The sequence below is a fragment of the Streptosporangium sp. NPDC000563 genome (assembly GCF_040299985.1).
Lineage (GTDB): Bacteria > Actinomycetota > Actinomycetes > Streptosporangiales > Streptosporangiaceae > Streptosporangium.
Genome location: NZ_JBEPDA010000001.1, coordinates 1,364,383 through 1,385,995 on the forward strand (window position 1 = coordinate 1,364,383; position 21,613 = coordinate 1,385,995).

Sequence of the window (21,613 nt, forward strand, 5' to 3'; positions counted from 1 at the left end):
CGAAATCTCCAGATGGGTCGTGCCGGGCACGGCGGTCGTGGTGAATCGTGGGTGGAGCGACCGCTCTCCGACAGGAGCACGCTAGGCCGCCCGCCGTTAAGCCGGTCGTTATCCGAACCTGCGCCTTCGCAGGGCCGTTATCCGGCGGAGGCGCCGAGCCGGTCGGCGAGCCAGCCGTTGATCTCGGGCACCGCGATCGACAGGTTGTCCATGTGGCAGTGCTGCGCGGCCCCCTCCTCGTTGGTGAAGATCCGCAGTGTCTTGTCCGCGGAGCCGCAGGCGTCGTACAGCAGGTGGGCGTCCGACACCGGCACCTGCTGGTCGTCCTCGCCGTGCGCGAGCAGGAACGGGCACGTCATCCGGGGCACCACGTCGGCCAGCCGGAAGTCCTCCAGCAGCCGCAACGCCTCGGTGTTGGAGGAGGTCCCGGTGGACCAGACCAGGTGCTCACCGGGGACCGGCAGCTGCTTGGCGTACGCCGCCTCGATCCGCTCGCGCCAGATCCGGTGGTAGTCCCAGATCGCGCCCCAGGCGACGCAGGCCTTGAACCGGGGCTCCATGCTGGCGCAACGCGAGGCGTAGTAGCCGCCCAGGCTGAGCGCCATCACGCCGATCCGGTCGGCGTCCACGTCCGAGCGGCCCTCCAGCCAGTCGATCGCCGCGCCGCCGGCCACCTCGTAGTCGTGCCGCAGCGGAATGCCGCGGAAGCGGACGGCCTCGCCGACGCCGGGACTGTCCAGCGACAGCACCGAGACGCCGCGGGCGATCAGGTCCTCGGCGCCGAGGAACCAGTTGTGCTCCTTGTTGCCGTCGAACCCGCTCATGAACAGCACCGCGGGCCGCCGGTCGTCGGGTGAGGAGGCTGCGGAGATGAAGATCGCGGGCAGCGCGGTGTCCTCGTACGGGATCTCCACGTGCTCGATCGTGTACCGGTCGTCCAGTTCGGCGGCGCGCCGGAAGCAGTCCGTCATCGCCCGGTAGGAGGTCAGTGCCTCGGAGTCCTTGGGGAAACGGAACCGTTCGGCGGCGAAGTAGTAGCTGGTGGCCCGGCGGTAGTGCGCGAGGGCCGCGCGGCGGTCGCCCCGCGCCTCGGCCTTCTCCGCGAGGCCCCGGACGTGGTCGCCCATCGCGCCCCACTCGCGGAACCAGCGCTCGTCGTCGCCCACGTGACCGGCGAGCCGCCGGCAGACCCGGTCGATCTCACCGACCTCGGCACCGCCGGTCGGCACCACGGCGAACACCAGCATCACGTTGTACGACCACCGGTAGTCCTCGGGGAACCAGGCGCACCACTCGGCATTGCGGATCGCGGCAACCACTTGTCACTCCTTCGTCGAGTCCATCGGGATCGTGGTCAGAACAGCCGGTAGGCGCTGCGGTAGAAGAGCAGCGGCGCGGCCTCGTCGTCGGCGGCGAGCTCCAGCACCCGGCCGAGCACCAGGGTGTGGTCGCCGGCCTCGTAGGTTTCGACGATCGTGCACTCCACGTGCGCGTGCACGTCCCTCAGCACGGGGGCGCCGGTCCTGCCCGGGCTGTGCGGCACGCCCGCGAACCGGTCGCCGCGGCGGGCGAACTGCCTGGCCAGCCCTTCCTGGTCGGCCGTGAGCACGTTGGCGCAGAAGTGCCCGGCGGCCTGGATCGCCGGCCAGGTGGTCGAGGTGCGCGCCGCGCAGAACAGCACCAGCGGCGGGTCCAGCGACACCGAGACGAACGAGTTCACCGCCATCCCCACCGGGCCGTCCGTCCCCGAGGCGGTCACCACGACCACCCCGGTGGCGAAGCAGGCCATCACGCCGCGCAGGTCGTCGCCCGCGATGACCGGCTGCGCGCTCACAGTCCCACCCCGTCGGCGTACCTGGCCCGGTGATGGTCGGGGTCGCCGAACAGCAGCGCCGAGGACGCCGCCCGCTTGAAGTACAGGTGTGCCGGGTGCTCCCAGGTGAACCCGATGCCCCCGTGCACGTGGATGTTCTCGCCCGCCACCATGGTGTAGGCCTCCGAGCAGTAGGACTTGGCCAGGGCGGCGACCACCGGGAGCTCCGGCAGGTCCTCCCCGGCCGCGTACATCGCGTAGTGCGCCGCAGACCGGGCCGACTCGACCGCCGTCAGCATGTCCGCGCACCGGTGCTTGATCGCCTGGAAGGAGCCGATCAGCCGGCCGAACTGGGTGCGCACCTTGGCGTACTCGACCGACATCTCCAGGCACCGCTGGGCGCCGCCGACCTGCTCGGCGGCGAGGCCGACCGCGGCCAGGTCCAGCAGGCGCTCCAGCACGGGACCCGCGGCGCCCTCCTCGCCGATCAGCCGGGCCGGGGTCCGGTCGAACTCCAGCACCGCCTGCCGGCGCGTCCCGTCCATCGTCGGCAGCTGCGTCCTGGTCAGCCGGGACGCCTCCCCGAAGACGGCGAACAGCGAGAGCCCGGCGTCGCTTCTGGCGAAGACCAGCAGCAGATCGGCCGTGTGCCCGTCCAGTACGAACGATTTGGTTCCCGACAGCCGCCAGACGTCGTCCTCGTGCGACGCCCGCAGCGCGATGTCGCCGGGCGACCAGGACCCGGACGACTCGGTGATCGCCACCGAGGCGATCGTGTCACCGGCGGCGATCCCCGGCAGGAAGTCCTGCTGCGCCCGCTCGTCGCCGGACAGGAGCAGGGCGTTGGCGGCGAGCACCACGGTGGCGAAGAACGGCCCGCCCAGCAGGGCACGGCCCGTCTCCTCGAGCACCACGCCCAGTTCGAGGAAGGAGGCCCCCGAGCCGCCGAAGCGCTCGGGGATCGCGATTCCCTGCAGGCCGAGCTGCTCGGCCATCTGCCGCCACACCCGCGGGTCGTAACCCGGCTCGGTGTCCATCAGGCGGCGTACCTGTGATTCCGGGGAGACCTGCTCCACGAACGACCGCACGCTGTCCCGGAACTCCTCGTGCTCCTCGGCGAGGCCGGTGAACGCCGCGGTCGCGTCGGCCAGTTGTTGAAGTCCGCTCATGGCCAGGACGTTAGAAGGGGGATGTGCACTCGGCATGAGCGGCGAGAGCCGTAACGCCCACAGTAACTCCCCATGGGCGATCGTTCCTACCGATGCCGAGCCGACACCGGTATGGGGCCACAGCCAGAGGAGGAAGTCACCGTGGATCTTAGCTTCGACGGCCGGGTCGCCGTGGTCACGGGAGCGGGCGGAGGGCTCGGCCGGGCCCACGCTCTCGAACTGGGGCGCCGCGGCGCGAGGGTCGTCGTCAACGACATGGGCACGTCCCTGTCGGGGGACGGCGTCGAGAGCGGCCGGGCGGCGATCGTGGTGAAGGAGATCGAGGCGCTCGGCGGCACCGCGGTGGCCGACGTCAACTCCGTCGCCACCCCCGAGGGCGGCGAGGCCCTGATCCAGACCGCGCTCTCCGCGTTCGGGCAGGTGGACGTCGTGGTGAACAACGCCGGCATCCTGCGCGACAAGACCTTCCACAACACCGGCCCCGACGACGTGGACCCGGTGCTGGACGTGCACCTGAAGGGCGCCTTCAACGTCACCCGCCCGGCCTGGCGGGTCTTCCGCGAGCAGGGCTTCGGACGCGTCGTGGTGACCTCGTCCTCGGCCGGCTTCTACGGCAATTTCGGCCAGGCGTCGTACGCCTCGGCCAAGATGGGCCTGATCGGGCTGATCAAGGTCCTCGCGATCGAGGGCCGCAAGTACGACATCAAGGCGAACGCGATCGGCCCGGTGGCGCTCACCCGGATGACCGAGGGCTTCGAGAACCCGATCGCCGACAAGATGGACCCCACACTGGTCTCGTCCGTGGTCGCCTACCTGTGCCACGACTCGTGCGAACTGTCCGGCGAGGTGCTCAGCGCGGGCGCCGGACGGGTGGCCAGGGTGTTCGTCGGCATGACCCGCGGCTATGTCAACGACTCCCTCAGCGCCGAGGACGTCCGCGACCACCTGACCGAGATCTTCGACGACACCGGCTACCAGGTGCCGGGCAACAGCATGGCCGAGATGGAGCTCCTCGCCGAGATGCTGGGGAAGTGAGATGACCGAGCAGCGCACCCGCCCGGTCCCGCTGACCGGGCAGCGCCTGTCGGGGATCCGGATCGGGGAGTGGATCGACATGGCCGCGCGGCGCTCCCCGAACCGGGAGTGCTTCGTCACCGCGGAAGGCTCACGCACCTTCGCCGAGGTCCGCGACCGGGTGCACCGGCTCGCCCGCGGCATGCAGGAGACGGGCCTGCGGCAGGGTGAGCGGGTCGCGATCCTGGACACCGACTCGCCGGAGTACGTGGAGATCCTCCTCGCCCTGTTCAAGCTCGGCGCGGTGGCGGTGCCGCTGAACTACCGGCTGTCGCCCGCCGAGATCACCACCCTGCTGCGCACCGCCGAGGCGTCCTGGATCTTCGTCGGCGAACGGTACGCGCCCGACGTGCTGCGGTCCCGGCCGGAGCTGCCGCAGCTGGCGCACGTGATCGGCCGCGGCACGGCGATCGAGGGGACCGTCCCGCTGGAGGAGATCCTGGAGCTCGGCGCGGCCGGAGACCCGACACCGGCCGCGGTCGAGGACGAGGACGTGGTCGCGCTCGCCTTCACCAGCGGCACGACCGGCCTGCCCAAGGGCGTGATGCAGTCGCACCGCATGTGGAAGACGATGGTCTCCAACGCGGTCCTGGAGTACCGCTTCCTGCGGGACGAGTTCCGCTACTCGGCCTCCCCGCTGTACCACGTCGCCGGGCTCAGCCTGGTGCTCAACGCGATCCAGCGAAGCTCGACGTCACTGATCGTTCCGCAGTGGGACCCGGCGGAGCTGCTGAGGTGGTGCCGCAAGGGCCTCACCGACGTGTTCCTGGTACCGACCATGATCAGCGCGCTGCTGCGGGAGCCGGACGTCGCCCCGGCCGACTTCGCCGCGCTGCGGTCGGTCTTCTACGGTGCCGCGCCGATGTCGCCCGACCTGCTGGTGCGGGCGATGGCGGTGATGGACTGTGACTTCTACAACGGCTTCGGCGCGGGAACCGAGGCGGGCATGCAGAGCGTGCTCACCCCCGAGGACCACCTGCGCGCGCTGAACGGGCACCCGCACCTGCTGAATTCGGTGGGGCGCCCCGGCTACAACATCGACCTGCGGATCTGGGACGCCGAGGACCGGGAGGTGCCGACCGGCGAGGTCGGCCAGATCGTCACCCGCAGCGACATGGTGATGAGCGGCTACCACGGCCGCCCGGAGAAGACCGCCGAGGTGGTGGTGAACGGCTGGTTCAAGGGCGGCGACCTCGGCTACCTCGACGAGGAGGGCTACCTGTACCTCGCGGGCCGCAAGGACGACATGATCATCCGTGGTGGTGAGAACGTCTACCCGATCGAGATCGAGACGGTCCTGTCCGCCTACCCCGGCGTGGTCGAGTGCGCCGTCGTCGGCGTCCCCGACCCGCACTGGGGCCAGACCGTGCGAGCCCACGTCGTCCTCACCGAGACGGCCGCGGCCGAGGCCACACCCGAGGGCATCCAGGGCTTCTGCAGGGACCGCCTCGCGAAGTACAAGGTGCCCGACGAGATCAGAATCCACACCGGCACCCTGCCCAAGAACGCGAGCGGCAAGGTGCTTCACCGTCTGCTGCGGGAGCAAGCGTGAGCGACCAGACAGAAAACCCACCCACCGGCGAGGCCGCGTTCCAGGACGCCGTCCGGGCGTTCCTCGACGCGCACGCCAAGCCGCTCCCCGAGGCGCAGGAAGGCTGGGGCGTCGGCTCCGACGAGCTGAGCTCCGGCGCAGAACCGACCCGCGAGGAGGAACTGCGGATGGTGGAGGCCGCCACGGCCTTCCGCCGCGAACTCTTCGACGCCGGCTTCGGCTGGCTCACCGGCCCTGCCGAGTACGGCGGCGGCGGCCGGGAGGCGCGCTTCCAGGAGCTGTTCGACGAGGTGGCCGCCGACTACGAGCTGCCCTCCGAGGCGTGCTTCGTCGTCGGCCACCACATCGTCGCGCCGACCCTGCTCGCCTGGGGCACCCCGGAGGTGAAGGAGCGATACCTCCGCGCGCTGTACCGGGCCGACCTGCTCGCCTGCCAGCTCTTCTCCGAGCCCGAGGCCGGCTCCGACCTGGCCGGGGTCCGCAGCCGAGGGGTCCGCGACGGCGACGGCTGGCGGGTGAGCGGGCAGAAGGTGTGGACGTCCGGCGCCCACTACAGCGACATCGGCGAGATGCTGGTCCGCACCGACCCCGAGGCTTCCAAGCACGGCGGCCTCACCATGCTGATGATCGACATGCACGACCCCGGCGTGGAGATCCGCCCGCTGCGCCAGATGACCGGCGGTGAGGCGTTCAACGAGGTGTTCGTGGACGACGTGTTCGTCCCCGACAGCCACGTCCTCGGCAAGCCCGGCGACGGCTGGAAGGTGGCGATGACCACGCTCGGCAACGAGCGGGCGTCCATGGGCTACCGGACCTCCCCGCCCGCCTCCGACCCGGTCGAGCGCCTGCTCGGCCTGATCCGGCACTTCGGCCTCGAAGGCGACACCGGCATCCGGTCGGAGTTCGCGCGGATCGCGATCCGGCGCGACATCATCCGGTGGACCGCCGCGCGCGCCGCCGCCCGCGCCGCGGGGGGCGAACCCGGCGCCGAAGCCTCGATCATCAAGCTGATGGACTCGGAGAACGTACGCGCCATCGGCGCGCTCGCCGGCCGCGTCCTCGGAGCCCGCATGACCGCCGACACCGGCGAGTGGGGCACCTACGTCTGGGCCGAGCTCATGCTGAGCGCGCCGTCCCTGCGCCTCGCCGGAGGCACCGACGAGATCATGCGCAACATCATGGCCGAGCGCATCCTCGGCCTCCCGCGCGAGCCGGCTCCCAACCGCTGACCACCCTCACGAGGAGAGACCACACCCATGGTTGACCGCACGCCAGTCATCGCCGGGATCGGCCTGAGCGACTACCCCAAGGCCCCGCATCTCGACGCGGTCGGACACCACGTGCTCGCCACGCAGCGGGCACTCGCCGACTGCGGCCTCGCCAAGAGCGAGATCGACGGGTTCATGTGCGCCCAGGGGGACTTCGCGCAGCCCGACAACGCCGGCACCATGGCCGAGATCCTGGGCATCAACCCGCGCTACTTCGACGGCACCGCCGTCGGCGGCTCCAGCTTCGAGCTGCACGTCCAGCACGCGGCCGCCGCGATCCGGGCCGGCCTGTGCGACAACGTGCTCATCGTCTACGGCTCCGACCTGTACACCAGGTCGGGCACCAACCCCGGCTTCGGCGCCAAGAAGCCCGGCGAGGCGGTCCCCGGCGTCCTGCAGTTCGAGTCGCCCTGGGGCAACTCGCTGATCGGCGCCTACGCGATGGCCGCGCAGCGGCACATGCACGAGTACGGCACCACCTCCGAGCAGCTGGCCGCGATCGCGGTGGCCTGCCGCACGCACGCCGCGCTCAACCCGAACGCGCAGTACCGCAAGCCGATGACGGTCGAGGACGTGGTCAACTCCCGCATGATCGCCGACCCGCTGCACCTGCTGGACTGCTGCGTGGTCTCCGACGGCGGCGGCGCGGTGATCGTGACCACCGCCGAGCGGGCCCGCGACCTGCGCCGGCCGCCGGTGTACGTGCTGGGCGCCGCGTCCGCGCAGACGCACTGGAACATCAGCCAGATGCCCGACTACACCCGCACCGCCGCGGAGCGCAGCGGGAAGGAGGCCTTCGCCCAGGCGGGCCTCACCCCCGACGACGTCGACACGGTGCAGCTCTACGACAGCTTCACCATCACCGCACTGCTCATGCTGGAGGACCTCGGGTTCTGCAAGAAGGGCGAGGGAGGCCCGTTCGCGGCCTCCGGCGCGCTACAGCTCGGCGGCGCCCTGCCGCTGAACACCGACGGCGGCGCGCTCAGCTCCTGCCACCCCGGCATGCGCGGCATCTTCCTGCTCATCGAGGCCACCAGGCAGCTGCGCGGCGAGGGGGGCGAGGCGCAGGTCGAGGGCGCCGAGGTCGCCCTGGCGTGCGGCTCGGGCGGCTGGCTGTCGGCGATGGGCACCGTGATCCTCGGAAAGGACAAGGCATGACGAACGCCACCACCCCCGCTGACGCGCCCCCGATGGAGGGCCGCCCGGTACCGCTGCTCGACGCCTCCACCCGGCCGTACTGGGAGGCCACGCTGCGCGGCGAGCTGCTGGTGCAGGAGTGCCCCGAATGCTCCCACCGGCAGTTCTACCCCCGGCAGATCTGCGTCGAGTGCGGCGCCGTGCCCGGCTGGCTGACCACCGCGGGCAGGGGCGTCGTGCACACCTTCTCCGTGGTGCGGCAGAACGGGGCGTTCCCCTTCAACCAGTGGACCCCGTACGCGGTCGCCGTGGTCGAACTCGACGAGGGGCCGCGGATCATGGGCAACGTGATCGGCTGCGAGGTGGACGAGGTCCGGATCGGGATGCGGGTCGAGGTCGACTTCGTCCCGCTGAACGATGAGGCGTCCCTGCCGTTCTGGCGCCCCGCGGACTGACGCGGGCTCGCGCGACAGACCCGGCCGACGCAGACCCGGCCGGACAGACGGAGAAGCGCCCCGAGGCGGCGGGGCGCTTCTCCGTCGGTGTTTCCTGTACCTGGGATCAGAGGCCGGGGCACGGAGCCGGGGGTCAAACCGTCTGCGGCGAGGGCGCCCGCAGGTTCGTCCCCCCGGGCAGGTCGCCCGCCTCCGGCGGCAGGCTCGCCTCCGCCGGTATCCGCAGCGACAGCCACTCGGCGATCAGCCGCAGGGTCGGGTCCGGGTCGTCGGTCTGCATGTGCTCGGCGCCGCTCTCCCCGGAGGCGAACACGCGCAGCGTCTTGTCCTCCGACCCGGCCGCCTCGAAGGCGCGGCGCGCGTCGGCGACCGGGATCTCCCGGTCGTCCTCCCCGTGCACGATGAGCAGGGGCTGGGTCACCCGCGGCCACACGGTCGCGAGCGTCCACTCCTCCAACCGTTCCAGGGCCCGCTCCACGCTCGGTGTGCCGAGTACCCAGGGCAGGAACCACGACGCCGGCTCGTACCCGGAGCGGTCGTCCCAGCGTCGTCTCCACACCGCGCCGCAGTCCCAGTTGCCGGCCCACGAGACGCAGGCCGAGACCCGCGGCTCGAACGCCGCCGCGCGGGCCGCGTAGTACCCGCCGAAGCTGATGCCGAGCACGGCCACGCGCCGGGCGTCCACGTCACGCCGGGTCTCCAGGTAGTCGATGATCGCCGCGGTGGGCACCTCGTAGTCCGGGCGCGAGGGCACGCCGCGCAGCCGGACCATCTCCCCGGTGCCGGGGGTGTCGACGACCAGGCAGGTGACGCCCCGGCGGGCGAACGCGGTGCCCATCACGGCGTACATCAGTTCCTTGGTCAGGTCCAGGCCGCCGTAGACGATCACCACCGGCCGCGGGTCGCCGGCGTCCGGCGCGATCAGGTAGCCGGGCATCATGCCGTCGGGGGAGTCGATGTGGACACGCTCGAGCGGCAGGGCCGCGCACTCCATCGCGTTCCCGAACGCCTGCAGGGCCGCGGCGTAGCTCTCCGACTTCGCGGGCCCCAGCGGGATCTCCCGCTGCCCGCTCGCGTGGTACACCGAGGCGCGCAGGTAGCGCGCCCCCGCCGTCGCCGGGTACCCGGCCTTCAGGTCCCGGGCGGCGAGTTCCTCCTGCCGGTGCGCCATCCCCGCCCAGGCGGCGGCCCAGGCCTCCAACCTCGTCAGGGGCGGGTCCGCCGCCGAGGGGTCCGCCGCCGGCAGGTCGCGGAGCGGGCCCAGCCAGCACTCCATGTCGCCGAGTGAACCGCCGGCCATCAGGGCCAGGTTCACCGTTGACGACCAGGCGTGGTCGCCTGGGAAGAACTCGAACACGACGACTCCTCGCGAAACGGCGAGACGGGCGGCGGACGCGCACGCGTGCGGGTGTGCCCTCATCCGCTGGCATCTGAGATTGGTGGTTGAGGTTCATATTGATAGCGCCACCGCATTACGGGTGGCGTTACCCGGTGCGCCCGCCGTCACCGGACGGCGGGCGCACCGGGCGCACCGTGCCGCCGCCCCGGGTCGAGGGCGGCGGCGGTCGTACGCGGGCGCCGGGTCAGGTCGTGGCCCACTGCGCCAGCGGACGCTCCTCCGGACCGGCCATGCCGCCGATCTCCGGGTAGACCTTGGTGGCCATCAGTTCCATCTCGCGGATCACGTCGTCGGCGGGCTGCTGCGCCCAGTGCCAGATCAGTACCGAGTACTCGTAGGGGACCCGCTCCCACTCCGCGGCGAACTGGGCCCGCGCCTGGTCGACGGTGCCGCCCAGGAACAGGCCGGAGTCCTTGACGGCCTGCACCACGTCGTCGCCCATCGCCATCTTCTTCTTGAAGAACTTCGCGTAGAAGTGCTCGAAGATGTCGGCGTCGTAGTCCAGCAGGGCCTTGTCGAACGCCGCGGGGGAGTCGGTGATGTGCGGCCACCGCACCGGGGCCTGGTTGGCGCCCAGCGGCAGCGGGTGGCCGACCGCGGCCGCCTCCTCCGCGTACACGCGGGCGAACTCCTCGGTGCGGGAGGAGGGGGAGAAACTGCACACCACGAAGCCGTTGCGCGCGCAGTACCGGATCGACTCCTCCGAGCTGGAGGACGCCACGAACACCGGCGGGTGCGGACGCTGGTACGGGGCCGGGGTGACGGAGATCTTCCGGATCACCCCGTCCCCGTCGATCTCGTCCACCGCGCCCATCAGCGACGCGGTGTCGGCGGCCGGGTAGCCGGCGATACCGGTGTCGTAGGGGAACGGCACCTGGACCCGGGAGCCGTTGAAGTCGAAGGAGTCCTGGGTCCAGGCCTTGAGCATCAGGTCGACCTGCTCCTCGAAGATCCCCCGGTTCGCCTTGTCGGCCGCGCCGCCGTCCGACAGCGTGGCCTGGGTGCCCAGGTGCTGGCCGAGCACGTCGGTCCAGCGCGACTGGTAGCCGCGGCTCACCCCGGTCCAGAAGCGGCCTTCGAGCATGTGGTCCAGCATGGCGCACTCCTCGGCCACCCGGATGGCGTCCTGGGTGCCCAGCACGTAGCCGTTGGTGCCGATGTTGATCCGGCTGGTGTGCGCGCCCAGCCAGGCGTTGACCACTCCGGGGGACGGGGAGATCTCGTACCCCTCGGAGTGGAAATGGTGCTCGATGCCGGCGATGCCCCAGTACCCCAGGTCCTCCGCGGCCTTGGCGATTCTCGCCCAGTCCCGCATGACCTTCTGGAACTCGTCGCGGTCGCGCCCCAGCGGTCGACGGGCCGCGCGACCGGAGGCCCCGCCCTCGACCGGGATGACCGGATACAGCTGAACGATCGCCTTGACGCCCACAGTCCCACTCCTCAGCAGTCACAGACCGAATCCACTGCCGATATCGAACGGGACGGCCAGTTACCTGGCTGTTCTCCGTGATCCGTAACGACGGATTAACGGCTCCCGCAATAAACCGCACTTCACAACGGAACGGCCATTCGGTCGCGATCGACGGAGGGTTCCCATGAGGATTTGCCGCTTCACACCGCATGGCTGGCCGGACGCCGAGGTACGCGCGGGAGCCGCGGTCGGAGCACTCGACGCCCCGATCGTCGTCGACCTCGCCGCGCTCCTCGCCTCGGAGATCCTCGCCGACGGCGGAGAGGCCGGCCGCGCCTCCGAGCTCGCCCGCGCGACCTTTCCCGGAAGCACCGTCGCCCTGCTGGGGTCGGGCGGGCGCGCCGAGGACGAGGCGCGGCGGCTGCTCGACGCGCTGGGCGACGCCGAGGCCGCGCTGGGACGGTCGGGCCCGCTCGGCGCGCACGCCTACCGGCGCGACGCGGTCCGCCTGCTCGCCCCCGTCGACCGGCCGCCGACCGTGCGCGACTTCTTCGCCTTCGAGGACCACATGGTCAACGCCCTGCGCAACCTCGGCCGCGAGGTCCCGCAGGAGTGGTACGAGGCCCCGTCGCACTACGTGACGCGCAGCGCCTCGGTGTTCGGCCCCGACGAGCCCGGCCAGTGGCCCGCCTACACCGAGAAGCTCGACTACGAGCTGGAGTTCGCGATCGTGATCGGCCGCCGCGGCCGGGACATCCCGCCGGAGCGGGCCTGGGAGCACATCGCCGGGCTCACCATCTTCAACGACCTGTCCTGCCGCGACGTGCAGGGCCGCGAGATGGGCACCCGGGTCGGACCGGCCAAGACCAAGGGCTTCGACCGGGGCTGCGCCACCGGCCCGTACCTCGTCACCGCCGACGAGATCCCCCGACCGTTCGGCGCGGGGATGCGGGCCTTCGTCAACGGCGAGCTGTGGTCGGAGGGCTCCGCCGCGACGATCCACTGGTCGATCGAGCAGATCGTCGCGCACGCGTCGGCGGGGGAGACCCTGCTGCCGGGTGACCTGCTCGGCTCCGGCACGGTCGGCACCGGCGCGGGAATCGAGATCGACCGCTGGATCAGGCCGGACGACGTGGTCCGGCTGGAGATCGACGGGCTCGGCGCGCTGGAGACCCGCGTGGTGCGGGCCGTCGTGGGCGAGGACTGATGCGGCCCCCGATCCTGCGCGAGCGGGACGTACGGATCCCGCTGCCCGACGGGGTGATGCTGCGCGCCGACGTCTACCGCGACCCGGCTTTCGGCCCGCGGCCGGTGCTGCTCCAGTACACCGCCTACGACAAGTCGAACTGGGCCTCGGTCTACGGTGTGATCAACCCCGAGCGCGCGGTGGACGAGGGGTTCGCCGTCGTGGTGGTGGACGCGCGCGGCCGGTTCCGCTCCGGCGGCGACGAGCCGTTCCGCCCGTTCGAGGGCTCGGGCGCGGACGCCGCCGCCTGCGTGGAGTGGGCCGCCGCGCAGCCGTGGTCCAACGGCAGGGTCGGCATGTACGGGGCGTCGAACAACGGCGTCCCGCAGTGGCAGGCGCTCAGGCACCGCCCGCCCGGGCTGCGGACGATCGTGCCGCACTTCACCGCCTCCGAGTTCGACGGCGGCTGGGTCTGGCGCGGCGGCGCGTTCCAGCTCGGTTTCAACCTCTGGTGGAGCCTCGCCAACCTCGCCCCCGACCAGCTCCGCCGCGCCGTCGTCCGTGACGGCGCGGACGCCCACCGGACGGCCTCCGGCGCCCTGGCGCGCGCCCTGCGCGACCCGGACGCCGCCTTCCGTGCCCTTCCGCTCTCCGACGTGCCCGCCCTGGACGGTGTCGCCCCGCACTACGGGGAGTGGCTCGCCCACCCGCCGGGCGACCCGTACTGGGACCGGCTCAGCGCCCGCGAGGCGCTGGCGGAGACCGACCTCCCCGTGCTGCACGTGGCCGGCTGGTACAACGTGCACCTGGACGGCAACCTCGCCGCCTACCAGGCGATCAAGGAAGCGGGCGGCCCGGCCGCCGAGGCGCAGCGCCTCGTCATCGGCCCGTGGACCCAGTGGGCGCCCGCGCTGTTCGGCGACTCCTGCGGCCCTGAGCGGCGCTTCCCCGTCGGGATGGACCTGGAGGGGATCCAGCTCGCCTGGTTCGGGCGGCACCTCGCCGACGGCCCGGGCCCCGACCTGCCGCCGGTGCGCGTGTTCGTGATGGGCGCCGACGAGTGGCGCGACGAGCAGGAATGGCCGCTCGCCCGCGCCCGCCCCACCCAGTGGTACCTGCGCGGCGGCGGGACGGCCAACTCCCGGCACGGGGACGGCCGGCTGAGCACCGAGCCGCCGCGCGGCGACGAGCCGCACGACGCCTTCCTGTACGACCCGCGCCACCCGGTACCCACCCGAGGCGGCGCCGTCTACCTGCCCAACCCGGCCGCCAACTCCGGCCCGATGGACCAGAGCGCGGTCGAGGACCGCGACGACGTCCTGGTCTACAGCGGAGACCCGCTGAGCGAGCCGGTCGAGGTGATCGGCCCGGTGCACGCCGTGCTGTACCTGCGCACCACCGCCCCGGCCACGGACGTGACCGCCAAGCTGGTGGACGTCCATCCCGACGGCCGGGCGTACCTGCTCTGCGACGGCATCCGGCGGATCACCGCGGCGGAGGTCACGGCGGCGGGGGATGGCCCGATCCGGGTCGAGGTGGACCTGATCGCCACCGGGAACGTCTTCCTGCCGGGACACCGGATCCGGCTGGAGGTCTCCAGCGGTTCGTTCCCCAAGTACGACAGGCATCCCAACACCGCCGACGGCACGGCCGCCTCGCAGCGGGACCTGCGGGTCGCGATGCAGACGATCCTGCACGACGCCGAGCACCCTTCGGCGCTCGTCCTGCCCGTCACCCCCACCTGGTAACGGCGGGGATAACGGCACCCGGGGTGAGGTCGGGGCACCGCAGCATCCCGAATTCCGGCAAGGAGATTCGATGCCCCCCATGCGCGCCCCCCTCACCCTCCTCCGCTCCGCGGCCGCTCTGTGCCTGCTCCTGACGGTCGCGGCGTGCGGCTCCGGAGAAGAACCCGCCGCCCCCGCACCCCAGGACGGCTCGGCCGCACCCGAGGCGAGCCTTGAGACACAAAAAGTGACCTTCAGCGGGGTCACCCCCAACGCGGGCAACTGGGCCATCCAGGTCGGCGTCGAGTTCGGTGTCTTCCGCGAGTACGGTCTCGACGTCTCGATGATCTACTCGCAGTCCAGCCCGAACGCGCTCGCCGCCATGATCGGTGGTTCGGTGCAGTTCACCTCCACCGTGTACGACGCCGCGATCCTCGCCCACCAGAAGGACCCCCGGGTCATCGCGGTCGCCGAGGGCTACCGGTCCTACCCCGAGTATCTGGTCGTACCGCCGGAGGTGACCTCCTTCGCCGACCTCAAGGGCGCCACCTGTGGCGCGCAGAACCCCGAGGGCATCGGCGACGCGCTCTACCTGTCCAAGATGATGGAGCACGGCGGACAGTTGAGGCTCGGTCAGGACTACAGGCTCACCAACGTCAACCTCAACGCCGGGCCGGCGCTCGCCGCGCTGAAGTCCGGGCAGATCAAGTGCATCGCGGTGCTCCCGCCCACCTCCACCCTGCTGGAGAAGCAGGGCTACAAGATTCTCTACGACCTGCAGCAGGTGCCCGAGTACCAGGACCTGTCCTTCTTCGGGATCAACGCGATGCGGACCTGGGTGAGCGAGAACCCCAACGCCGCCCGCGCCTTCCTCAAGGGTTACCTGGCCTCGATCGCCTACCTGTACGACCCGGCCAACAAGGAGAAGGCGATCGACCTGCTGGCGAAGAACGCGCAGGTCGAGCGGAGCGTCGCCGAGGCCTCCTACACCTGGGTGACCGCCGGCGCCTACCCGCGCGACGGCGCGATCGCCGCCACCGTGGTCCCGCGTACGGTCGCGCTGATGAAGTCCGGCGGCTCACTGGAGGCGTCCGCGCCGGACGACGTGGCCGGTCTGGTCGACAACTCCCACGTCAAGGCCGCGTACGAGGAACTGCCCGACTCGGTGAAGAGCGGACCGGGACCCAAGGGCCTGCTCCCGGAAGGCCAGCAGCCCGCATGAGCCGCCTGGTTTCCGGCGAGTCCGGCACCGGCCCGGCCGCCGCCCTGGAAGCGGGGCGGCGGCCGGGCGGGGGGTGGTGGCCGGCCAGGTGGCGCGCCCGGCAGGCGGGGAAGGGCGCGGGACCGCGCGGGCGCCGCGCCGCGCTCAGCTTCCTCGGCTTCCTCCTGGTGTGGCACGTCGCCGCCGAGTACGTGGTGGACAACCCGCTCTTCCTGGCCGGCCCGATCAGCACCGCCGCCGCGATCGTGACGATGTGGCAGAACGGGACGCTCCAGCAGGACATGCTGGTCAGCACGGGTGAGTTCACCAAGGGATTCGCGGCCGGCCTGCTGGGCGGCGTCCTGCTCGGCCTGCTGCTGGGGACGAGCCGCCGGGCCAAGGACTACATCGACCCGCTGATCAACGGGCTCTACGCCACCCCGATCGTCGCGCTCGCGCCGCTGTTCATCCTGTGGTTCGGCATCGGCGAGACCAAGACCGTGCTGCTGGTGTTCATGCTGGTGGTGCTGCCGATCGCGATCAACACCGACGCGGGTATCCGGGTGACCGACCCGCAGCTCCTGGAGGCGGCCCGGTCCTTCGGCGCGAGCCGGTTCCAGCTGTTCACCAAGGTCCGGTTCCCGACCGCGATCTCGTTCCTGATCGCGGGCATCCGGATGGGCATCGGACGAGGGCTGATCGGTGTCGTGGTCGGCGAGCTCTTCGGCTCGCAGAGCGGTCTCGGCTACCGGATCCTCGTCTCCTCGCAGTACTTCCAGACCGACGCCCTGCTCGCCGGGGTGCTCATCTTCGCCGTCACGGGTGTGCTGCTCGTGAAGCTCTTCGAATGGCTCGAACATCGTGCCGCGCCGTGGAAGAAGGACCGCCCGTGATCCCGTCCGGGCCGAACGCCTACCAGAAAGGGGCGGCCATGCCGACCGAAGAACCCCAGGGCCTCATTCCGATGCTCCCGGTGGAGGAGGCCGCGCGGATCGCGGTCGAGGTGGGGATGCGCGAGGAGATGTCGCGGATCCACTTCTACCGCCTGCTGATGAACTCCCCGCAGTCCGCCCGGGTGGAGAACGAGATCAACGACCGGATCCTGTGGGAGGGGCGGCTCACCGTCCGCCCGGAGGCCACTCGGCTGCGCGAACTCGCGATCATGCGGGTGGCCTGGGCCACCGGCTCCGAGTACCTGTGGGCACACCACTACTCCCCGACGGTCGACGTCGACCTGCCTGGCAAGCGCCCCTCCGACGTGCTCGGCGTCCGCGAGGGCGCGGACCACCCGGAGTTCGGGTCCGTCGAGCGCGCCGTGATGCGCGCGGTGGACGAGATGGTGCGCGACGACCGGATCTCCCCGGAGACCCTGGGCGACCTGAGCTCGGGGCTGGCGAACGACGGCGAGGTCGTCGAGATCTGCTACGTGATCGCGATCTGGCGCGCCCTCACCACCCTGATGGCCACCTTCCAGGTGCCGCTGGAGCCGGGCTACCGGCCCTGGGCACCCGACGGCCGCCGCCCGGAGAGCCGCGAGGCGGGGGTGCCGGGCCGGTGAGCGGGTTCGATGAGTACCGCGACCGGTTCGCCGACGTCGCGATGGAACGGCACGACGGCATCCTGCAGGTCTCGCTGCACACCGACGGCGGATCGCTGAAGTGGAGCGAGCGGGCACACCGCGAACTGCCGGAGGCGTTCCGGCAGATCGCCACGGACCCCGACAACCGGGTGGTCATCCTGACCGGCACCGGCCCCGACTTCCTGACCGAGATGGCCTTCGAGCGGCGCAACACCACCCCGCTGGGCTGGGACCGGATCGCGCACGAGGGGCGGCACATGCTCTTCGACCTGCTCGACATCGAGGTCCCGGTGATCGCCGCGGTGAACGGCCCCGCCACCGAGCACGCCGAGCTCGCGCTGCTCTCCGACATCGTGCTCGCCTCCGAGACGGCCGCCTTCGCCGACCACCAGCACGTGGTCGCCGGGGTGGTGCCGGGCGACGGCGTGCACATCGTCTGGCCCTGGCTGCTCGGGATGAACAGGGCGAGGCACTTTCTGCTCACCGGCCGGACCATCGGTGCCCACGAGGCGCTGGAACTCGGCCTGGTCGCCGAGGTGCTGCCGCGGGAGCGGCTGCTGGAGCGCGCCTGGGAGCTCGCCCGGCAGCTCGCGGGCAACACCACCCTCACCCTGCGCTACACCCGCGCCTGCCTGACGATGCTGATCCGGCGCGAGCTGCAGTTCGGCCTGGCGCACGGGCTCGCCCTGGAATCGCTCGCCGCGGTCGACGCCCGCTCCTTCCCGCCCTCACCCTCGCCGGCCTCAGGACAGCCATGACCGAGAGGAGAACCTGATGTTCCGGTATCCGCGCCGTCGCCCCGCCGACGACCCCCCGCCCCCCTCGCGGTCCGGGGCCCCGCTACTGGAGATCGACGGGCTGTCGGTCGGCTACGAGCGGGCCGGCGCGTACACACCGGTCCTCGAGAACGTCGGCCTCACCGTACGGGACGGCGAGTTCGTCTGCGTGGTCGGCGCCAGCGGCTGCGGCAAGACCACGCTGCTCAAGACCATCGACGGCCTGATCGCGCCGGCGGCCGGGGAGGTCCGGGTCTCCGGCCGCCCACCCGACCCCCGCCGGGGGGACATGGCCGTGGTGTTCCAACAGGACTCGCTCTACCCCTGGCGGACCGTACTGGCCAATGTCAGGTTCGGCCTCGACTTGCGAGGTTCCCGCTCGGCCGCCACGAACGCGCGCAGCCGCGAGTGCGTCGAGCTGGTCGGCCTGCGCGGCTTCGAGGACCACTACCCGCACGAGCTGTCCGGGGGGATGCGCCAGCGGGTCAACCTGGCGCGTGCCCTGGCGGTCGACCCGACCGTGCTGCTGATGGACGAGCCGTTCGCCGCGCTGGACGCGCAGACCCGGGAGGTGATGCAGACCGAGCTGCTGGACATCTGGACCCGGCACCGCAAGACCGTGGTGTTCATCACTCATCAGCTCGACGAGGCCGTGCTGCTCGCCGACCGGGTGATCGTGATGGCCGCACACCCCGGGCGGGTGAGGGAGGAGATCACGATCGACATCCCCCGCCCGCGTGACCTGCATACCAAACGCGGTGAGAAGTTCACCCGGTACGTGGACCACATCTGGAAGCTGATCGAGGACGAGGTCCGCAGTTCCCTCATCCCCGGCACGGCCGACCCCGGCCGAGATGGGACCTGACCTCTCCCGCCGTCCGCCCGCGCCGGCCTGCCGGGACAGGGCGGGCGCGTCGGGGGGAGATCTCCCGGTCCGTGTCCGTACGACCGGCGGCGGAGATCCCTTGGTCCGTGCCTGCTCAGCCGGGGGCCTGGTCCTCTCGGTCCGTGCCTGCTCAGCCGAGCCCTTCGCCGGTCCCCTCGGTGAACAGGGCGCCGATCGGAGCGGGCACGTACCGGGTCTCGTCCCCCGCGAACAGCCCGTCGCGGAACCGTGCGGCGGACTCCGCCGACCAGTCGGCCGGTTGCGGGGCCGTGCGCACCGGCGACCAGGTTCGCATCCGACGCACCGTGTTCCCGGCGACGACGAAGACCTGTCCCGTCACGTCCTCGCTCTCGGGACCGGCGAGCCAGGCCACCACGGTCGCGATTCGTTCGGCGGGCAGCGCGCCGTCGGGCAGGCCGCCGAACGCCGCCTCGCTCATCGGGGTCCGCGCCCGAGGCGCGATCGCGTTGACGCACACCCCGTACCGGCCCAGCTCGGCCGCCATGGTCAGGGTGAGGGAGGCCAGCCCGGCCTTGGCCGCCGCGTAGTTGCCCTGCCCCGCGTTGCCGTACAGGCCCGACTCGCTGCTCGTGTTCACGATCCGGCGCCCGCCCCCCGGGTTCGCCCGCCAGTGTCGGGCGAGCGCCCGGCACAGCCGGAAGGGCGCGGTCAGGTTGACCGCGAGCACCGCCTCCCAGTCGTCGTCGTCCAGATTGAAGACCATCCGGTCCCTGACGATCCCGGCGTTGTTCACCAGTACCGACACCGGCACCCCGAACCCCTCCGCCGCCTCCAGCACGTCCTCGGCCGCGCCCTTCTCCGAGAGGTCCCCCCGCCAGGCCACGGCGGTGCCGCCCGCGTCCCGGATCTCCTCGGCCAGCGGCCCGCTGTCCGCGAGGTCCGCGCACAGCACCGCCGCTCCGCGCCGCGCCAGCAGCCGGGCCTCGGCCGCCCCGATGCCCCGCGCGGCTCCGGTGACGATGCAGGCCCGCCCGCTCAGGTCGAGCCCGCCGCGGGTGCCGGATGAAGCCGTCATGCCACTCTCCATGCCTTGGAAATCGAACTCCGCCGGGACCCCGCGGAAAACTCCGCCAGGACGAACGGAAGAACCTTCCTTATTGTAAATAAAGTCGAGTTCCCACATCAATGCATATCGGACATTATCTGTCGGTTGGCGAGATATGCCCGCCGGGCCATTGTTGTATTCTTTTTTGAATTCAGGTGTGTGGGAAGTGGGTGCGATTCGCCGCGAAGGCTTTTCCCCTGTCGCGCTGTGCGGCGACATCGCTCGTCCTCCCACGGGAGGACGAGCGATGTCGGGGACGGAGTCGCGAAGGGCCTGCCGCCGGGTGTGCCGAATCGAACCCGCGCCTGTCGGCTTGGGAAGTGTGTCAACCGCATGATGCTCGTGCGCACGCGTTTTTAGGAGTACACTTTTAAGTACTGTACTCCTAAAAAGAGAAGGTCAAGATGTCACTGCCGCGGCCGTCGGACATGTTCGACCGCGAGTGGGAGTGGGAGCAGCTCTCGCGGTTCGTCGCCAACGACTCCCGGGGGGCCACACTCGGGGTGGTCTCCGGACGACGCCGGCAGGGCAAGACGTTTCTGCTGGAAGCCGTCTGTGAGGCGACCGGTGGTTTCTACTACGCCGCCACCGAGGCCGTGCCCAGGGCGGAGGCGCTGCGCCAACTCGGGGAGGCCGTCTCCGCGTTCACCGGGACACCGGGACGGGTCAGGTTCGAAAACTGGGAGGAGGGAATCGACGGCCTGCTCTCCTTGGGGGATGAACGGACCGTTCCCGTCGTTCTCGACGAGTTCCCCTACCTGGTGCGTGATGCCAAGGACCTGCCGTCGGTCATCCAGAAGGCTCTGTCGCCGCGCCGCAAGCAGCGGGGGGCGTCACGGTCGCGTCTGCTGCTGTGCGGGTCGTCGATCTCCTTCATGGGCGGCCTGCTCTCCGGGCAGGCGCCGCTGCGCGGGCGGGCCGGGTTGGAACTGGTGGTGCCCACCTTCAACTTCCGGCTGGCCGCCGAGTTCTGGGGGCTGACGGCCGAGCCTCGACTGGCGGCCCTGGTCTACTTCGTCGTCGGCGGCACCCCCGCCTACCGCACCGAATATCTGGCCGGGATCGCCCCGGCGGGTCTGGCCGACTTCGACCGCTGGGTCGTGGAGTACGTTCTCAACCCGGCCAGCCCTCTTTTCCGCGAGGTGCGTTTCCTGCTCGCCGAGGACCCGGCGCTGCGCGACACCGGCCTTTATCACACGGTTCTGGCCGCGGTCGCCGAGGGCAATGCGACCCGCAGTGGTATCGCGAGCAGAATCGAGCGCAAAGCCGTCGACATTTCTCATCACCTGACCGTTCTGGAGGACGCCGGCCTCCTCGTGGCCGACCCGGACGCCTTCCGCCGGAACCGCTCCGAGTACCGGATCACCGAGCCGCTCGTCCGCTTCTATCACGCGATCATGCGCCCCTACTGGGCGCAGCTGGAAAGGGCGCGGGAGGGGCGTACCGAGCGGATCTGGCGTGCCGCTCAGCCTCGCTTTCGCAGTAACGTCGCGGGGCCGGTGTACGAGCGAATGTGTCGGGTGTGGTGTGAAGACTTCGCGTCCGAGGAGACGCTGGGTGATATGGCGGGAAGTGTCCAGTCGGGGGTTGTTCACGATGTCACCAGCCGTACAGGCCATGAGGTGGATGTCGCTGTCCACAGTCCTGACGGCGCACTACTGGCCATTGGGGAGGCCAAGTGGGGGGACGTCGTAGGGCTTGGGCACCTGGAGAGGCTTGAGCGGGTGGCGGCGCTCCTCGCGGCCAAGGGTGAGGCGCCGGGGCGGCTGCTGCTGTTCAGCGGGATGGGGTTCATGCCGGCGTTGCAGGACGCGGCGGCGCGCAGCGGTGGACGGGTGCAGTTGGTGGGGCTGGAGCGGTTGTACACAGGTTCGTGATCGCGATCGGACCGGTCCGAGCTTTTTCAGTAGTCCG

The 21,613-nt window shown here is 71.1% G+C and carries 19 protein-coding genes; 13 read left to right on the plus strand and 6 right to left on the minus strand.

All coding sequences use genetic code 11. From position 1 onward, the window contains the following. Positions 1–137 precede the first annotated feature (137 nt). The 3 genes from ABT352_RS06455 to ABT352_RS06465 are packed head-to-tail and all read right to left on the minus strand — an operon-like array spanning position 138 to position 2,982. Complete coding sequence (locus ABT352_RS06455) at positions 138–1,319, minus strand: alpha/beta hydrolase family protein (RefSeq protein ID WP_350942960.1); 1,182 nt, start codon at positions 1,317–1,319, stop codon at positions 138–140. A 35-nt stretch (positions 1,320–1,354) separates the two neighbouring features. After that, complete coding sequence (locus ABT352_RS06460) at positions 1,355–1,834, minus strand: flavin reductase family protein (protein WP_350942961.1); 480 nt, start codon at positions 1,832–1,834, stop codon at positions 1,355–1,357. Next, a complete protein-coding gene (locus ABT352_RS06465; RefSeq protein ID WP_350942963.1) occupies positions 1,831–2,982 on the minus strand; it encodes an acyl-CoA dehydrogenase family protein in 1,152 nt (383 codons plus the stop codon). Before ABT352_RS06465 ends, ABT352_RS06460 begins: the two co-directional genes overlap by 4 nt. Before the next feature lie 141 nt (positions 2,983–3,123). On the opposite strand from ABT352_RS06465, the gene ABT352_RS06470 reads away from it, so the two are divergent. The 5 genes from ABT352_RS06470 to ABT352_RS06490 are packed head-to-tail and all read left to right on the plus strand — an operon-like array spanning position 3,124 to position 8,468. Continuing rightward, positions 3,124–4,017, plus strand: a complete 894-nt coding sequence (locus ABT352_RS06470; RefSeq protein WP_350942964.1) for an SDR family NAD(P)-dependent oxidoreductase — start codon at positions 3,124–3,126, stop codon at positions 4,015–4,017. Between the two features lies 1 nt (position 4,018). After that, a complete protein-coding gene (locus tag ABT352_RS06475; RefSeq protein WP_350942965.1) occupies positions 4,019–5,608 on the plus strand; it encodes a class I adenylate-forming enzyme family protein in 1,590 nt (529 codons plus the stop codon). Next, positions 5,605–6,837, plus strand: a complete 1,233-nt coding sequence (locus ABT352_RS06480; RefSeq protein ID WP_350942966.1) for an acyl-CoA dehydrogenase family protein — start codon at positions 5,605–5,607, stop codon at positions 6,835–6,837. Before ABT352_RS06475 ends, ABT352_RS06480 begins: the two co-directional genes overlap by 4 nt. A 27-nt stretch (positions 6,838–6,864) precedes the next feature. Beyond that, complete coding sequence (locus ABT352_RS06485; RefSeq protein WP_350942967.1) at positions 6,865–8,034, plus strand: acetyl-CoA acetyltransferase; 1,170 nt, start codon at positions 6,865–6,867, stop codon at positions 8,032–8,034. Next, entirely contained in the window at positions 8,031–8,468 is a 438-nt protein-coding gene (locus tag ABT352_RS06490; RefSeq protein ID WP_350942968.1) for a Zn-ribbon domain-containing OB-fold protein, read from the plus strand. Before ABT352_RS06485 ends, ABT352_RS06490 begins: the two co-directional genes overlap by 4 nt. Positions 8,469–8,601: 133 nt before the next feature. Here ABT352_RS06490 and ABT352_RS06495 read toward each other — a convergent pair whose 3' ends face one another. After that, on the minus strand, positions 8,602–9,825 hold the full coding sequence (locus tag ABT352_RS06495; protein ID WP_350942970.1) for an alpha/beta hydrolase family protein: 1,224 nt from the start codon (positions 9,823–9,825) through the stop codon (positions 8,602–8,604). Between the two features lie 226 nt (positions 9,826–10,051). Beyond that, entirely contained in the window at positions 10,052–11,296 is a 1,245-nt protein-coding gene (locus tag ABT352_RS06500; protein ID WP_350942971.1) for an LLM class flavin-dependent oxidoreductase, read from the minus strand. 166 nt (positions 11,297–11,462) lie between these two features. On the opposite strand from ABT352_RS06500, the gene ABT352_RS06505 reads away from it, so the two are divergent. The 7 genes from ABT352_RS06505 to ABT352_RS06535 all read left to right on the plus strand — a co-directional run bounded on the left by ABT352_RS06505 (position 11,463) and on the right by ABT352_RS06535 (position 18,612). Next, the gene (locus ABT352_RS06505; RefSeq protein WP_350942972.1) at positions 11,463–12,485 is read left to right on the plus strand and encodes a fumarylacetoacetate hydrolase family protein; all 1,023 of its coding nucleotides are present in this window, start codon (positions 11,463–11,465) and stop codon (positions 12,483–12,485) included. Further along, entirely contained in the window at positions 12,485–14,212 is a 1,728-nt protein-coding gene (locus tag ABT352_RS06510; RefSeq protein ID WP_350942973.1) for a CocE/NonD family hydrolase, read from the plus strand. Before ABT352_RS06505 ends, ABT352_RS06510 begins: the two co-directional genes overlap by 1 nt. Positions 14,213–14,282: 70 nt before the next feature. Continuing rightward, positions 14,283–15,413: an ABC transporter substrate-binding protein gene (locus tag ABT352_RS06515; RefSeq protein ID WP_350942974.1), complete on the plus strand. Its 1,131-nt coding sequence runs from the start codon at positions 14,283–14,285 to the stop codon at positions 15,411–15,413. Beyond that, positions 15,410–16,285: an ABC transporter permease gene (locus tag ABT352_RS06520; protein ID WP_350942975.1), complete on the plus strand. Its 876-nt coding sequence runs from the start codon at positions 15,410–15,412 to the stop codon at positions 16,283–16,285. Before ABT352_RS06515 ends, ABT352_RS06520 begins: the two co-directional genes overlap by 4 nt. 38 nt (positions 16,286–16,323) lie before the next feature. Further along, the gene (locus ABT352_RS06525; RefSeq protein ID WP_350942976.1) at positions 16,324–16,950 is read left to right on the plus strand and encodes a carboxymuconolactone decarboxylase family protein; all 627 of its coding nucleotides are present in this window, start codon (positions 16,324–16,326) and stop codon (positions 16,948–16,950) included. Beyond that, complete coding sequence (locus ABT352_RS06530; protein WP_350942978.1) at positions 16,947–17,729, plus strand: enoyl-CoA hydratase/isomerase family protein; 783 nt, start codon at positions 16,947–16,949, stop codon at positions 17,727–17,729. Before ABT352_RS06525 ends, ABT352_RS06530 begins: the two co-directional genes overlap by 4 nt. A 16-nt stretch (positions 17,730–17,745) precedes the next feature. Continuing rightward, entirely contained in the window at positions 17,746–18,612 is an 867-nt protein-coding gene (locus ABT352_RS06535) for an ABC transporter ATP-binding protein (protein WP_350942980.1), read from the plus strand. 151 nt (positions 18,613–18,763) lie between these two features. Here ABT352_RS06535 and ABT352_RS06540 read toward each other — a convergent pair whose 3' ends face one another. Continuing rightward, positions 18,764–19,669 (minus strand): SDR family NAD(P)-dependent oxidoreductase, encoded by a 906-nt coding sequence (locus ABT352_RS06540; protein WP_350942982.1) that lies wholly within the window; start codon positions 19,667–19,669, stop codon positions 18,764–18,766. 434 nt (positions 19,670–20,103) lie between these two features. On the opposite strand from ABT352_RS06540, the gene ABT352_RS06545 reads away from it, so the two are divergent. Beyond that, complete coding sequence (locus ABT352_RS06545) at positions 20,104–21,576, plus strand: AAA family ATPase (protein WP_350942983.1); 1,473 nt, start codon at positions 20,104–20,106, stop codon at positions 21,574–21,576. Positions 21,577–21,613: the final 37 nt, after the last annotated feature.